The organism is Orenia marismortui DSM 5156 (assembly GCF_000379025.1).
GTDB lineage: Bacteria > Bacillota > Halanaerobiia > Halobacteroidales > Halobacteroidaceae > Orenia > Orenia marismortui.
Genome location: NZ_KB900623.1, coordinates 89,074 through 103,419 on the forward strand (window position 1 = coordinate 89,074; position 14,346 = coordinate 103,419).

General features: G+C 30.8%; 15 protein-coding genes. 14 read left to right on the forward strand and 1 reads right to left on the reverse strand.

The features are described 5' to 3' along the window. The first annotated feature begins 6 nt into the window (after window positions 1-6). From OREMA_RS0114105 to OREMA_RS0114140, 9 genes are all read left to right on the forward strand, one after another. Window positions 7-321, forward strand: coding sequence for an ArsR/SmtB family transcription factor (locus OREMA_RS0114105; RefSeq protein ID WP_018249891.1), 315 nt, complete (start codon window positions 7-9; stop codon window positions 319-321). A 9-nt stretch (window positions 322-330) separates the two neighbouring features. After that, window positions 331-1,278, forward strand: a complete 948-nt coding sequence (locus OREMA_RS0114110) for a permease (protein ID WP_018249892.1) — start codon at window positions 331-333, stop codon at window positions 1,276-1,278. 178 nt (window positions 1,279-1,456) lie between these two features. Continuing rightward, a complete protein-coding gene (locus OREMA_RS18715) occupies window positions 1,457-1,705 on the forward strand; it encodes a DUF2164 domain-containing protein (RefSeq protein ID WP_083900138.1) in 249 nt (82 codons plus the stop codon). Between the two features lie 145 nt (window positions 1,706-1,850). Continuing rightward, window positions 1,851-2,081: a thioredoxin family protein gene (locus OREMA_RS0114115; RefSeq protein WP_018249893.1), complete on the forward strand. Its 231-nt coding sequence runs from the start codon at window positions 1,851-1,853 to the stop codon at window positions 2,079-2,081. Window positions 2,082-2,873: 792 nt separating this feature from the next. Further along, the gene (locus OREMA_RS0114120; protein WP_018249894.1) at window positions 2,874-4,439 is read left to right on the forward strand and encodes a SulP family inorganic anion transporter; all 1,566 of its coding nucleotides are present in this window, start codon (window positions 2,874-2,876) and stop codon (window positions 4,437-4,439) included. Window positions 4,440-5,028: 589 nt separating this feature from the next. Continuing rightward, entirely contained in the window at window positions 5,029-5,889 is an 861-nt protein-coding gene (locus tag OREMA_RS0114125) for an NAD(P)/FAD-dependent oxidoreductase (protein WP_018249895.1), read from the forward strand. 210 nt (window positions 5,890-6,099) lie between these two features. Then, complete coding sequence (locus tag OREMA_RS0114130; RefSeq protein ID WP_018249896.1) at window positions 6,100-6,504, forward strand: hypothetical protein; 405 nt, start codon at window positions 6,100-6,102, stop codon at window positions 6,502-6,504. A gap of 86 nt (window positions 6,505-6,590) precedes the next feature. Further along, window positions 6,591-7,019 (forward strand): Fur family transcriptional regulator, encoded by a 429-nt coding sequence (locus OREMA_RS0114135; RefSeq protein WP_018249897.1) that lies wholly within the window; start codon window positions 6,591-6,593, stop codon window positions 7,017-7,019. A 72-nt stretch (window positions 7,020-7,091) separates the two neighbouring features. Next, window positions 7,092-7,292, forward strand: coding sequence for a hypothetical protein (locus OREMA_RS0114140; protein ID WP_018249898.1), 201 nt, complete (start codon window positions 7,092-7,094; stop codon window positions 7,290-7,292). Window positions 7,293-7,572: 280 nt separating this feature from the next. Here OREMA_RS0114140 and OREMA_RS0114145 read toward each other — a convergent pair whose 3' ends face one another. Further along, window positions 7,573-8,697, reverse strand: a complete 1,125-nt coding sequence (locus OREMA_RS0114145) for an amidase domain-containing protein (RefSeq protein WP_018249899.1) — start codon at window positions 8,695-8,697, stop codon at window positions 7,573-7,575. Between the two features lie 689 nt (window positions 8,698-9,386). On the opposite strand from OREMA_RS0114145, the gene OREMA_RS0114150 reads away from it, so the two are divergent. The 5 genes from OREMA_RS0114150 (at window position 9,387) to OREMA_RS0114170 (ending at window position 14,345) form a co-directional block, all read left to right on the forward strand. Next, window positions 9,387-9,668, forward strand: a complete 282-nt coding sequence (locus OREMA_RS0114150) for a DUF2325 domain-containing protein (RefSeq protein ID WP_018249900.1) — start codon at window positions 9,387-9,389, stop codon at window positions 9,666-9,668. Window positions 9,669-9,898: 230 nt separating this feature from the next. Then, window positions 9,899-11,104, forward strand: a complete 1,206-nt coding sequence (locus tag OREMA_RS0114155) for an FTR1 family iron permease (RefSeq protein WP_018249901.1) — start codon at window positions 9,899-9,901, stop codon at window positions 11,102-11,104. Between the two features lie 35 nt (window positions 11,105-11,139). Further along, window positions 11,140-11,682: an iron transporter gene (locus tag OREMA_RS0114160; RefSeq protein ID WP_018249902.1), complete on the forward strand. Its 543-nt coding sequence runs from the start codon at window positions 11,140-11,142 to the stop codon at window positions 11,680-11,682. A gap of 75 nt (window positions 11,683-11,757) precedes the next feature. Further along, complete coding sequence (locus OREMA_RS18500) at window positions 11,758-13,041, forward strand: DUF2318 domain-containing protein (protein ID WP_018249903.1); 1,284 nt, start codon at window positions 11,758-11,760, stop codon at window positions 13,039-13,041. 11 nt (window positions 13,042-13,052) lie between these two features. Further along, on the forward strand, window positions 13,053-14,345 hold the full coding sequence (locus OREMA_RS0114170) for an ABC transporter permease (protein WP_018249904.1): 1,293 nt from the start codon (window positions 13,053-13,055) through the stop codon (window positions 14,343-14,345). Window position 14,346: the final 1 nt, after the last annotated feature.

The window sequence follows — 14,346 nt, forward strand, 5'->3', positions numbered from 1 at the left end:
AAGACTATGCCATTATTATCTAAGTTAAAAAGCGAATTATTTAAAGCATTAGCACATCCAATTAGAATAGAAATTTTGGAGTTATTAACAGAAGGGGAGTTATGTGTCTGCCATATTTATGAGGATTTAGAACAGAGTCAGTCCAATGTTTCTCAGCATCTAAGTAAGTTAAAGAATGCCCAATTAGTTGAAGCTAGAAAGGATGGGCTACAAGTTTATTATAGCTTAAAAGATGAGAAGGTTATAGAAATTATAGGATTATCTAAGGAGATATTATTGTCACAAATAGATGAGGCAAGAGAATCTTTAACTAAGGAGTAGTGATAAAAGATGATAGAGTGGTTTGCAGATTTAGTGATTTATAATTGGCTTAATTTTAGTGAAGGGACTCGCTTAGGTGAGTCAGTACACTTCTTCTTTTATGATACAATTAAGATTATAATTTTATTAAGTATAATGATATTTTTCATCTCAATTTTAAGAAGTTTCTTTCCACCTGAGAAGACTAAGAAGTTATTAAGTAATCGAGGTAAGTTTGTAGGTAACTTTTTGGCATCAACTTTAGGGGTAGTAACTCCTTTTTGCTCCTGCTCTTCAGTCCCAATTTTTATAGGATTTATTGAATCTGGTGTACCTTTGGGTATTACTTTCTCATTCTTAATTACTTCACCAATCGTTAATGAGGTGGCTTTAGTAATGTTATATTCATTATTTGGTTGGAAGATAGGAACACTATATTTAATCAGTGGAATAGTTGTTGGAGTAGCTGGTGGAATGATTATAGGAAGTATGGGCTTAGAGTCTGAAGTAGAAGAGTATGTATATCAAATTCAAATTGAAGATGATGAAATAGAGGAATTAACCTGGGAGCAGAGAATTGACTATGCCAGGGGAGAAGTAAAGGATATTGTAGGTCGAGTGTGGAAGTATGTTCTAGTTGGAATTGGAATTGGAGCTTTAATTCATGGTTATGCACCAGCAGAGGTATTGGCCAAATATGCAGGACAAGGAAATCCCTTAGCGGTAATAGTAGCGGTATTAGTAGGTATTCCTCTTTATTCTAATGCTATGGGAACAATTCCAATTGCTCAAGCACTTTTAGATAAAGGTGTAGCTTTAGGAACTGCATTGAGCTTTATGATGGCTACTACAGCATTATCATTGCCAGAGATGATTATCTTACGTAAAGTCATCAAGCCTAAGTTAATAGCAATCTTTATTACTGTAGTAGGGATAGCTATTATAGGGGTAGGATATATGTTTAATTGGGTTATGTAAGCTTTTCTGCTGGTGAAGAAGTGATATAATAGATAAAGGGACACTTCAGTAACTAGTAACCAGTAAATAACTTAACTTGTCACCTGTTACTGTTTCTTTAGCCCCATAATCTGATACTAGATAGATTAAAATTGAATATATCTAACTGCCAACTGTATTTGAGAGGAGTTGAGCTTTTATTTTAGAATTATCAAGAGAAGAAAAGAATAGATTAATTAATGAGATTCAAGGTTTTTTCTATGATGAAAGAGGAGAAGAGATTGGAATTATTGCTGGTGAAAGTGTACTAGATTTTTTCTTAGAAGAATTAGGTTCTTTAATTTACAATAAGGCTTTGGATGATTCAAAGCTTTGGTTTAGCAATAAGTTAGAGAATATAGAGATAGATTATGATTTGTTATATCAAAATATTAATTCAAAAAGATAAATATAGTCATCCAACTCAAGAATGAAATTTAAATTAGGGTTAAGTTGGATGACAGTGACGAGTAACTAGTTAAAATCAAAAATATAAAAATAATATAAGTTTAACATTGAAGTTTGCTTATTTATAAAATTAGGAGGGATTTTTAATGAAGGTTACTGTTTATGGTGGTGGATGTAAGAACTGTATTACTTTAGCTGATAATGCTAAGGCTGCAGCTAAAGAGTTAGGAATTGATATTGAGTTAGAGAAGGTTACTGATATGGCTGAAATCGCAATGGCTGGGATTATGAAGACACCTGGGTTAGCGATTGATGGAAGGGTTAAGGTGAAAGGCAGAGTAGCTACTAAAGATGAAATTAAAAAGTTACTTAGATAATAACCTTTGGTCTAATTATAGATAATGCGATAGTTTCGGCGATAGGCTATAGGTATTAGAAAAACTAACTCCCAACTCCTAGCACCTAAAGCCAAAAAGTGTCACACTATATCCATTAATTTTTATCTTGAAAGTATAACTGAATAAATAATATAAGGAATCAGTATTACTGGTTCCTTATTTTTTTATAGAAAGTAACTTTTTATAAAGAGATAAACTCTACTGCTTACAATAGTATGTAAATATATTAATAATTTCTTCTAATTATAAAGTCTATATCATTAATTTTCTAATAAATAAAAATTTATTTAATCTTTTACTATAACCATAATCTATGTTATAATTACCTTCGTGTCTATAAGGTTGAGCTATTCTTACAAGTACTTGCTTTGGTATTAAATTTAAAGTGAGTTTAACTAATTGCAACAATGATGGAGAAGAAGAAAAAATAAAAAGGTTGTAAATTTAGTTTTGGTATTTTTCTATCTAATAACACTAATTTAAATAAACTTTACATAATAACTTTATATATACTTATCCAACTTTAGAATGAAATCTAAATATGTATCTATAGAAAGGTGATACTTCAGTAACTAGTGACAAGTGACGAGTAAGCAGTAAATAAATTAACTTGTCACTTGTTACTGTCACTTTATAACTACTTATAACTACTAAATTTCACTTTAGGCTTGGATATCTATAATTAGTTTCTCAGTTTAAATTAACAACTCTATAAGAGATTATATAAGACATTTATATAAATGTATAAGAATATAAGAAGGAGATGTGTTTATGGTAAAAAGAATGAAAGAGAGTTTTAATCGACAGATGGTTAAAGATGATGTTTTATCTGGATTGACAGTAGCTTTAGCGTTGATTCCAGAGTCAGTAGCTTTTGCATTTGTGGCAGGGGTGAGTCCGATTATCAGTTTGCAAACTGCTGTTATTATTGGGCTGATAGCAGCTACCTTTACTGGAAGACCAGGGATGATCAGTTCATCTACAGCTGCACTTTCAGTTGTATTTGCTTCATTAATTGCTCAACATGGTTTAGAGTATCTTTTTGCTACAGTAGTTTTAATGGGAATTATTCAAATAGTAATAGGGGTTTTTAAGTTAGGAAAATATGCACGAATGATACCTTATCCAGTAATGCTTGGCTTTTTGAATGGATTATCGATAGTGATGTTTTTGGCTCAATGGGAACAGTTTAAAGTAAAGAAGATAGTGATGGTAGATGGTGTTGAGATGATACAGAAGGTTTGGCTACCTAGATCAGATATGCTAATAATGCTTTTGTTTGTAGCCTTTACTATGGCAATTATTCATTTTGTTCCTAAATTGACTAAAGCAGTTCCTTCAAGCTTAGTAGCTATTGTTATAATGACAATTATTGCAGTTCTTTTAGATAAAAATGGTTACCATCTAAGAAATGTACAAGACTTTGCAGGGATGGAGTTGAAAGGTGGATTACCTAAGTTTCATATACCACAAGTTAAGATAAGCTTGGATATGTTAAAGATTATCTTTCCTTATGCTTTAATTGGGGGCCTGGCAGGATTGACAGAGGCAGTACTTACCCTTAGAGTAATTGATGAAATGACAGATACTAGAGGTCATACTAATAAAGAATGTATCGCTCAAGGTATAGCAAATACTATTAATGGATTTTTTGGAGGAATGGGTGGAGATGCTATGATAGGTCAGTCCATTATCAATATTAAATCTGGTGGTCGAACAAGGTTATCAGGCTTAGTAGCAGCCTCAGGCTTAATGATGTTTATTATGTTTGGTTCAAGCTTTGTAAATGTTATTCCTCTGGCAAGTTTAGTAGGAGTTATGTTTATGGTTGTAGTAGGAACCTTTAAGTGGGAAAGCTTAAAGTATGGTAAGAAGATACCTAAAGAAGATATTATAGTAGTAGTAGCAGTTACTTTAATTACAGTGTTGGTAGATTTAGCTACAGCAGTAATTATAGGAGTAATCTTATCAGCTTTAATATTTGCTTGGCAAAAGGGAAAAGCTATACAAGTAAATAAAAGAAATAGCCACTGTGGCTCTAAAGTATATGAAGTAGATGGACCACTATTTTTTGGTTCTGTACTAGAGTTTAAAGATTTATTTGATATTAAAGAAGATCCTGATAATATTATAATTGATTTTAAAAATTCTAGAGTAATGGATCATTCAGCTATTGAAGCTATTAATTCTATAACAGAAAAGTATTTTAATCAAGGTAAAAAAATTATTTTACGCCATCTTAGTGAAGATTGTCAATTACTTTTAAAAAATGCTGAAAGTATTATCGAAGTTAATATAGAAGATCCGCACTATCATGTAGCTGATGATTTATTATAAGTTGAAATTTGAGTGTTAATGATTAACCTATTCGAGAAAATAAATTTATTTAAAAAGCCATTCCTAGTGAGTGGTTTTTTATTTATATTAATTGCTATAAAGGATTAAAAGTATTTGCATTAATTTACAAAAAATAATTATAACTACCCAAACCTAAATCGAAAGAAAAATTAGGAACCACGAATGAACACGAATAGTAATTAGCTAGCGGCTATTGGTTAGTAGCAAATTTATTGCGAAAGGTCTTTTTTTAAGACCTAGAGAATTAGCCAGTGATTGATTCACCCCAAGAGTACTTGATCGATAAGTAAAAAACAACTTATCTCACAGCGCGTGGTTAAAATAATCTGTTGAATTTTATTTTAGAGTTGTTTATTTATTATTAAGGATAGGGCAATAATTACATTAATTGGGTTCAAATTTACTCATTTATAGTTAATTATCTGATTTTATTTATAGATATAATAATAAAGTTATATAATAGTAAGAAGTAATAGGTAGGATTAATAACTAATGTATGAAGGGTAAAGAGATGAAATAAATTTAATTATTTGATATAATGGATAAAATAAACTAAGAGGTGATAGTTATGCAAATGGAAGAGTATGATATCATTATTGTTGGAGCAGGGCCAGCAGGAATGTCAGCAGCTATTAATGCTAAAGCTCGCAATAAGAGTGTTGCTATCTTTGAAGGTGGACAGATAGCTAAGAAGATTGACTGGGCGCCTCATGTAAACAATTACTTAGGTTTTAGTAATGTTACTGGACCTGAATTGGCAGAAGCTTATATTAAACATGTTGAGGATTTGGAAATTCCTATTATTAAGCAGAAAGTAGTCAAAGCTTTCCCAATGGGTGAAAAGTTTATGGTAACTACTAATGGAGAGAATTATCAAGCTAAGAAATTAATTTTAGCTTTAGGAGTAATACAACAAGCTAGATTAAAGGGTGAAGAAGAGTACATAGGTAAGGGTATCAGTTATTGTGCTACTTGTGATGGAATGTTATATAAGGGTAAAGATGTTATGGTGATTAGTGATAGTGCTCACCATGAAGAAGAGGCTAATTTCTTAGCAGATATCTGTGAAAATGTTTATTATGTAGCCCAATATAAAGAGATTGAAGATTTAGATGAAAGAATTCAGGTTGTAGAGGGCAAGGTTGAAGAGATAGCTGGAGAAGATATGGCTAATCAGGTCAAATTAACTACAGGTACTTACGATGTTTCTTGTGTATTCATCTTAAGAGAGACAGTACCACCTACTGAGATAGTTGATGGATTGGAATTAGCGAGTAAGAAATATATCAAAGTTAATAGAAAGTTTGAAACAAATATTTCGGGAGTATATGCAGCAGGTGATTGTACTGGTGAGCCATTACAGATCAGTAAGGCTACAGGAGAAGGTCAAGTTGCAGCATTAAATGCGGTTAAAGAGATAGGGAAGTAAACTTAAAAGAGGTGATATCAGTACTGATATCACCTCTTTTATTATGGAGTGATAGATAATGTGATAGTTTTTGAGTTAGATAAACCCTAATCCCTATTCCCTAGTCTTTAAAATTATTATCAGAAAAACTATTTAATGTTAATTGAGAAATGAATAAAATTATAATAATCTGAAAATAATTATAGTTAAGGAAGAAGGGTAGGTGAAAAAATGTCCTCTAAATTAGCGGTAATAGGTTTAGGAGATGTTCGTAAACAGGATAAAGGGCTTACTATTTATCTACTGGACAAATTAAAGAATATTTTTTCGGAGACTTTAGATATATTATTCATTGAAGGTGGTTTTGATGGAGAAGATTTATTTGAAACTTTACAAGATATAGATGCTGAGAAGATTGTAGTATTAGATACAATGAGAGAAATAGTTAAACCGGGTGAATTAGATTATTTGATAATTAAGCCAAGAGAAGCAAAGTCTTTAAAAGAGTTACTTATGGTGACAATAGGAATATTAAGTGATGATTGGGGAAAAAAATTATCAAATTCCTTATGTGAAAAATTCTATGATATATTAGATAAAGTATCAAATATTATAAATAATTTATTAAATAAATAGATGGAATAAAATGGAATGGGTTGACAGCAGAGGAGGTGATGGTATATAATTAAAAATGATAATCATTAAGTTAGTAGGTGAACTCTATGGAAAAAACATTGAAGAATTTAAAAAGCATATTGGCTGCAAATAATTATAAGCTTACTTCACAGAGAAAATTAATTTTAGATATTCTATTAAATAATGAAGGTGAGCATTTAAGTGCAGAAGAAGTTTATAATATTGTAAAAAAAGAAGATCCTGGAATTGGGTTAGCAACAGTCTATAGAACTTTAGAGTTGTTTTGTGAATTGGGAATTACACAACAGTTAAATTTTGATGATAATTGCCGTCGCTATGAGTTAGATACAGGTGAAGATCACCATCATCATTTAGTCTGTTCTAAATGTGGTAAAGTGACAGAGTTTAATGATAAAATATTAGAAGAATTTGAAAAAGATCTACAAATTAAACATAAGTTTAAAGTAACAGATCATAGAATCAAATTTTATGGCTATTGTGAAGAGTGTCAATAAGCAATAGCTTTTTTTACGAAAATAACTGAGAATGAAAGTCAATACAAAGGTATATAGAAGGGAGTAGAGAGTATGTCATTTTTTATTTTAAATATATTATTAAATTTATTCAGTGATAATAGAGAAATGCTTAGTGTAGATGAAGTTTATGCAACAGTAAAAAAAGAAGAACCTAAAGTTAAGTTTGAAAAGATTAAAGAAACTTTAGAAGAAATGTCTAAATTGAATTTTATAACTAATTTGGATAAAAGGACTATTAGGATTTATAAATAAGTTAATATAAAAGCAGAAATTATAATTAAATAATAGTGTTTAAAAAGCTCATGACTATAGTCATGAGCTTTTTTTGTTGAATTTAAATACAATTGTAATTATTTACTAGTCACTGTCATCTAACTTTATATTAATTTGGATTTTATTATGATTATATAATATCCAATTATAAAGTGAAATTTAATAAGTATATTGTAACATTTTTTAGGTGCTAGAAATTATATTATAGTTTTTGGGGTTTACTACCATCTAAAACCTAGTGCCCAATACCTAAAGTGTCTTAATAATGTACACGAACTAGCCAAAATTTTATTCCTCTATCACTCCATCCTAAGTCCCAAGGAACTCTATAGCGGTCTGCATTATGACAATTTACCAAGGCATATCCTTTAGAGTCAAATCCAGAGATAACGGAGATATGAACAACTTTTCCCTTTTTTTCATAGCCTATGTAATCTCCAGGTAATAATTTATAAGAATATTTTAATATTTGTTCATAATTTCCATGAGCAATCTTGGATGCTCTATTGCTATAGATCATATAGCGATTAAAGGAATGAGCATTGACCCATGCTTTACTACCAGAGCCTTGAGAATAATTCCATATGCTATTTTTCTTAAACTTTCCGCCTTCATATAGTACTTGGGAAGCAAAATTGGCACAATCGCCCCCTTGGTAATTATAATTTCTATACTTATTATTGTATTTGAAACCTTTGTCAGGGGGATTAGCAGCACCACAATATTGATTGAGGTATTCTAAAGCTTTTAATCTTCTTGGGTTTAGCTTTGATAAATCTTTAGCTTTTTCTGAAAGGATTTTTTCTTTTACTCTATTATTTTTAGATTTATTCAAGTGTAAAGAGTCTGCAAAAGGATCTCTATACCATTCTTTTGCTATAACTAATCTATCTTCTTGAGGAATTAAATCTAAAACATGGTATGTTCCAATTCTAAAAGTATTATATTTTTTTGGTGAATCGATATAGGTGTATTGGTATTTTGTGGAGACTAGAAGAGTTACTGAAAATCTGTCTTGCTTCTTTTTAATTCGTCTTAGAATGATTTGAGAATCTATATTTTTAAATTCAACCCCTTGTTTATTGGACCATTGATGCAAGTATTTCATCTTCTTAAATGCATGCTCATAAGCCCAAATTCCAGTTTTATTTTCTCTATTATATAGTTTTTTAAGAATATTATTATTTTGATTTAACAGAGATTTATTACGTGTGTCAAAGATCTCTTGTATCTTTAGTTTTAAAAATTCAGTCAAATTTTCACCTGTAACTACAGTAGATGTTTTAGTATAAAAAATTTTTGAATATGCTCCTAGCCCACAAATTAGAAAAAAGAGTATAAACAATATTAATAACCTTTTTTTAATGCTTATTAAGATAAACATATTCTCCTCCTAAGATCTACTTATAGGATTATATGTTTAAAATCAAATGACTATTCCCAGGTTTTAATATAAGAATTTATATTAAGTTGTTTATATACTAGATATAGATTTTCAACTATAGAACGGAATTAAAATATAGAGCTATAGATAATGCGGCAGTTTTAGGATTTAGGATTTAGGACATAGGAGATAGCTATTAGGAAAAAGCAACTACCTAAGCCCCAAACCCTAGCCCTAAAAGTGTTTTTTATAACTATATTTTAAAAGATGGGTAAAAAGATATTTTAGTAATTAGTTAGAAGTAACCAGTAATCAATACATAACTTAACTTGTCACCTCTTACTCGTAACTTGTTATTATCTCTTTATATCCATATTCTATTGTTGATTTTTGGTCAAATCTCAGTAAAAAAGATAATAACTTAGATTAACTAAAGAATTAACTGGATAAAGATTTGACAATCTAATATTAATTCACTATAATGTTAAATAATGATAATCAATCTCATCTAAGTCATAAAAATGTCTTTAAATTAAAAGTAATATTGATTTAATAGAAAGGGGGATAATATATTTTAAATTTAAATTTTTTCTTAAATTTGTGAGATATATCACAACATAGAGTTAAAGATTAATATATAATAAGTTTAATGATAATCAATATCATTTGAGAGGTGGAGGAGAAAAACTATGTCGATTGTGATTGTAGGAGGGGATAAATTGGGAAATATCCCTACTGAACTCAATAAACTGGGTTTTGATAAGATAGAACATATTAGTGGTAGAAAATCTTATAAGATTCAGTTGACTACAAATGCAGATATGGTATTGGTTCTAACCGACTATATTAGCCACAATTTATGCAAGAATGTAAAGTGTAAGGCTAAGGAGTGTGATGTTCCAGTTTTATTCTGTCGTCGTTCATGGTCTTGTATCTATAAAAAGTTAAATATTTGTGGTTTTTTGAATTAAAACCAAGTATCTATATCTGAAAACTTTAGTTTTTAAATTTAGTCAAATAAACTAATTGGACTAAATTCTTGACAAAATGAAATAAATTTCTTATAATGTTTAATGTTGATAACGATTTTCATTATATACATATCAAATTGCTTTAAATAAGGGCTAGAAATATTTTTTTGATCAAAACTGATAATGATTTTCAAAATTAAAATAAAATATCAAAGAAAGGGGGATGCAAATTGAAAAATAAATTTAATAAGTTATTACTAACTTTTTGCATGTTAGCTATATTAGTATTAAGTTTTAATACTAATACTTATGCAGCTTCTTGGCATGAGGTTAGAGAAGACATTAAAATTAGAATCAATAAAGGTCTAGACCTTTATGAAGAAGGTAATTTAGAGAAGGCAAAAAAGAGTATTACTGATGCTTACTTTATTCCTTTTGAAGGTAAAGAGATGGAACAGGCTATTCAGCGTTATATAGGTGGTCAGAATGCTTTTAAAGTTGAGTATATGTTCAGCCAAATTAAGAAATTAATGGACAAAGGAGCTGACAAACATAAAGTTAAAGCATTATCAGATAGGTTACTTAAAGAATTAGACGCTTATGCTACTAAGCTAGATGAATTAGCTCCAAGGGAGGATGACAGTCCTTTTGCTAAGTTTCTATATTCTTTTATGATTATCTTAAGAGAAGGGTTTGAAGCTATCTTAGTCATCGGTGCTATACTTGCTTATTTAATCAAATCTGGCAACGAAGATAAGGCTAAGACAGTATATAACAGTAGCTTTGTAGCTATTATAGCAAGTATTCTAACTGCTTTTCTATTCAAGTATGTATTCCATATTAGTGGTTTAGGTCAAGAGTTACTTGAAGGGATTACAATGTTATTGGCAATGGTGGTATTATTCTCAGTTAGCTTCTGGTTGATTAGCAAGGTAGAGGCTAAAAAATGGGATGAGTATATTAAAGGTAAGGTCAAAGATTCTTTGGCTACTGGAAATAGCTGGGCTTTATGGTCAGCCGTATTTTTGGCAGTTTATCGTGAGGGGGCAGAGACAGTACTTTTTTACCAAGCTTTATTCGCTAAGACTGACAAGAGTGCTTATGGTATGATTGGTTTAGGTTTTTTAGTTGGCTGTGTGGCTTTGGCGATTATTTACATGATAGTCAAGAAGGGAAGTATGAAGTTGCCACTTAAACCATTCTTTGTAGTAACTAGTGGGTTGCTTTATTATCTTGCTTTCGTATTTGCAGGACAAGGAATTAGAGAATTGCAAGAAGCATCTGTTATTGGAGTAACTAAGATTGAAGGATTTCCAACTATAAGTTGGTTAGGAGTTTATCCTACATGGCAGACATTAAGCTTACAAATAGTCTTAGTTATAATAGCTGTGATTGCGTTAGTGTATTCTTTTAATGGAAGTAAGCAAAAAGTTTAAAGAAAAAATATAAATAAAATTTTGGAGGGGTTAAGATGAAATTAAGAAAATCTATGATAACTTTAGTGATGTTAATGGCTATATTAGTAAGTATAGGAGTCAATACATATGCATTTACAGAATATCCAATTGGAGAAGCAAAGGAAGTTAATTACATGCAGATTGCAGCAGTATACTTCCAATCAGTACCAATGGAACCAAATGATAAGGCTGGCTTAGCTGTAAATGAATCTGATCTTCATATTGAAGCAGATATTGCTGCATTATTAGATAATCCATATGGTATTCCTTTTGGAGCTTGGGTTCCATATTTAACAGTAGACTATAAATTAGAAAATGTAGATACTGGTGAAGTACAAGAAGGCACTTTCATGCCAATGGTAGCTAGTGATGGACCTCATTATGGTGCAAACGTTAAGATGATGGGAATTGGTAATTACAGGCTTACTTACATTATACACTCACCAGCTAAACAAGATTTTCTACAACATGTTGATAAGACAACTGGTGTAGATAAGAGATTCTGGAAGAAGCCTATCAAAGTTGAGTGGGACTTCACTTATACAGGAAATATTTAATCAACTACTATAGACTACCCCAGGTTTTAATAATTAAACCTGGGGATTTAGTCTTTTTCGAGGGGAGTGTTATTTATGTTAGAAACCTTAGCTTTAACCTTAGGTGATAGTTTAGAATTAGCAATTTTAAGTGGGTTATTATTCGGATTTATATATAAAATTCAAAGGAAGAAATTAAATAACTATGGTTATAGTGGATTAGCTATGGCGTTTTTATTTAGTGCTTTATTAGTTTATTCATTGAATCATTTAAGAATTGCAAAGGAGATCGAAATTTTCTTATCCTTTAGTGGATTTATCTTGACTATAGTCATGATTGGATGGATTTATTATCAAAGTGCTAAATATAGAAAAGAATCTAATAACCAGAATTTGATTAATCGGGAGAGCTCTTTATTCTCAGATATTAATATCTTCTTATTTACTTTATACTTAGGAGTAAAGTTTGAAACTAGAATCTTTTTATTTCCAAAAGAGATGACCAAAAGTGACATGCTGACAACTGGCTTTAATACTGATCTATTATTACAGTACTCTGGTGGTGTTTTAGGAGTGCTTCTAGGATTAGTTTTCGCCTTTACTTTAGTTAAAGCTCATAAGAAGTTGACAGCAGTAGCTAGTCGGAACCTGATTATTTTAGTTTATCTTATTAATTTAGTACGATTAGGTATTTTAAGTTTTTATGGATTTATAGTTAAAGGCTTTATTACAGCAACTCCAAAGCTTATCTCTAAATTAGCTCCACTTTATAATAATATTGATCATTTCTTTTATATTTTAATAGTAATAATAGTTATTTCTTTATTTATCAATCTATTCAAGAAAGAAAGCTTAGTGGACCTGACAGAGTTAAATCCTGCTGAAGGCAGAAAGATTAAAGCAGAATTTAAGAATAAAATTTTCTGGTCTAAGGCAGGGATAGTAGTACTATTATTCTGTATATCATTATTAGGAATAAATTATATCTATGCTAATCAGGAGGTAGAGTTGGTTCCTGCTATAGCTACAGAGCCAGTCGATGGTCAATTTATTATTTCTAAGGCAGATTTAGAAGATGAGGAGATACATCGTTACTCTTATGAAACAGAATCAGGAACAATAATCAAATTTTTCTTAATTAAGAAGACCGAAGATGCTTATGGTGTTGTGTATGATGCTTGTGAAATCTGTGGAGTAGCAGGCTATTATCAACGTGAAGATGAGATAGTATGTAAGCGGTGTGATGTAGTGATGAATAAGATGACCATCAACTTCCCTGGAGGATGTAATCCAATTCCTTTACCTTATGGAGTTGATAAAGATAATATCAGAATTAATCTTAAGGAATTATTACAGAGAGAGGAATTCTTTGCGAAGTAGGAGGTGGAATCATGTTTGTTAGAATGTTAAAAAGTGCTTTTACAAGAGGACTTAAATCGAAATTTTTGGCTATTTTAGCTATAACTTTTGGAGCATCTTTAGCTACAGCAATGTTAAGTGTATCTTTAGATGTTGGAGATAAGATGAACCAGGAGTTGAAATCTTATGGTTCTAATATAGTTGTAGTTCCTGAATCAGAATCATTACCAGTAGAAATTGATGGTGTTGATTTAGATATACAAGGAGCTGATAAAGATTATATTTCAGAAGAGGATGTATCAATGATTAAGGTAATCTTCTGGCGACATAATATAGTCAATTTAGCTCCTTATTTGAAGGTCAATGCAAGTGTTGAGGGAGAGCAGATACCTGTAATAGGTACTTGGTTTGATGATAAAATTAAGATTCCAACAGGAGAAAGATTCAGGTTTGGTATTAAGGAGCTTAAATCTTGGTGGAAGATAGATGGAAACTGGATTAAGGATGGTAAAGATAAGAATCAAGTCATGGTCGGCGAGAAGTTAGCCCATAAGTTTGATTTAAAGGTTGGTGACACTATTAGTTTAGATTTTGCTAAAGGAGAAGGTGTAGTTGCTAAAGAGGTGAAGGTAGTTGGACTTATCAATAGTGGGGATAAGGCAGAGAATCAGATTTATCTACCACTTGATTTCTTACAGAGGTCAGTAGATTTAGAGGATAAAGTTGATAAAATAGAGGTAAGTGCTTTAACTACACCAGTCAATGAGTTGGCAAGAAAGGCTCAAGCAGATCCTGAAGCATTGACTGATGAAGAATTTGAAACTTGGTACTGTACAGCATATGTTAGCTCAATAACTTTTCAGATAGAAGAGGCTATTCCTGGAGTTGTAGCAAAACAGGTTCGCCAAATTTCAGAATCAGAAGGAAAAGTTCTAGGTAAGATTCAATTATTGATGTTCCTAGTAACTATAGCTTCATTGATCAGCTCTGGATTAGGAATTTCAAGTATTATGACTACTAAAGTATTAGAACGGAAGAAAGAGATTGGATTATTAAAGGCTATTGGGGCTAGTGATTTCGCAGTTATATCATTATTTGTAATTGAAATTATATTGGTTGGAGTTATTGGTGGAGGATTAGGATATTACTTAGGCATTGGTTTTGCAAGCTTGATTGGACAGCAGGTATTTGGGATGGCTATTGCTGTTAAGTTGATAGTAATGCCATTTATCTTATTATTATCAGTGCTAGTTGCTTTGCTTGGTAGTTACTCTCCATTAAGGATTGCACTAAAATTGGAACCTGCTGAAGTATTACATGGTTAAG

Excerpts from the sequence above, each read along its gene's own strand:
- OREMA_RS0114105 (WP_018249891.1), top strand. The coding sequence starts at position 7 with ATGCCATTATTATCTAAGTTAAAAAGCGAATTATTTAAAGCATTAGCA.
- OREMA_RS0114110 (WP_018249892.1), top strand. The coding sequence starts at position 331 with ATGATAGAGTGGTTTGCAGATTTAGTGATTTATAATTGGCTTAATTTT.
- OREMA_RS0114115 (WP_018249893.1), top strand. The coding sequence starts at position 1,851 with ATGAAGGTTACTGTTTATGGTGGTGGATGTAAGAACTGTATTACTTTA.
- OREMA_RS0114120 (WP_018249894.1), top strand. The coding sequence starts at position 2,874 with ATGGTAAAAAGAATGAAAGAGAGTTTTAATCGACAGATGGTTAAAGAT.
- OREMA_RS0114125 (WP_018249895.1), top strand. The coding sequence starts at position 5,029 with ATGCAAATGGAAGAGTATGATATCATTATTGTTGGAGCAGGGCCAGCA.
- OREMA_RS0114130 (WP_018249896.1), top strand. The coding sequence starts at position 6,100 with ATGTCCTCTAAATTAGCGGTAATAGGTTTAGGAGATGTTCGTAAACAG.
- OREMA_RS0114135 (WP_018249897.1), top strand. The coding sequence starts at position 6,591 with ATGGAAAAAACATTGAAGAATTTAAAAAGCATATTGGCTGCAAATAAT.
- OREMA_RS0114140 (WP_018249898.1), top strand. The coding sequence starts at position 7,092 with ATGTCATTTTTTATTTTAAATATATTATTAAATTTATTCAGTGATAAT.
- OREMA_RS0114145 (WP_018249899.1), bottom strand. The coding sequence starts at position 8,697 with ATGTTTATCTTAATAAGCATTAAAAAAAGGTTATTAATATTGTTTATA.
- OREMA_RS0114150 (WP_018249900.1), top strand. The coding sequence starts at position 9,387 with ATGTCGATTGTGATTGTAGGAGGGGATAAATTGGGAAATATCCCTACT.
- OREMA_RS0114160 (WP_018249902.1), top strand. The coding sequence starts at position 11,140 with ATGAAATTAAGAAAATCTATGATAACTTTAGTGATGTTAATGGCTATA.
- OREMA_RS18500 (WP_018249903.1), top strand. The coding sequence starts at position 11,758 with ATGTTAGAAACCTTAGCTTTAACCTTAGGTGATAGTTTAGAATTAGCA.
- OREMA_RS0114170 (WP_018249904.1), top strand. The coding sequence starts at position 13,053 with ATGTTTGTTAGAATGTTAAAAAGTGCTTTTACAAGAGGACTTAAATCG.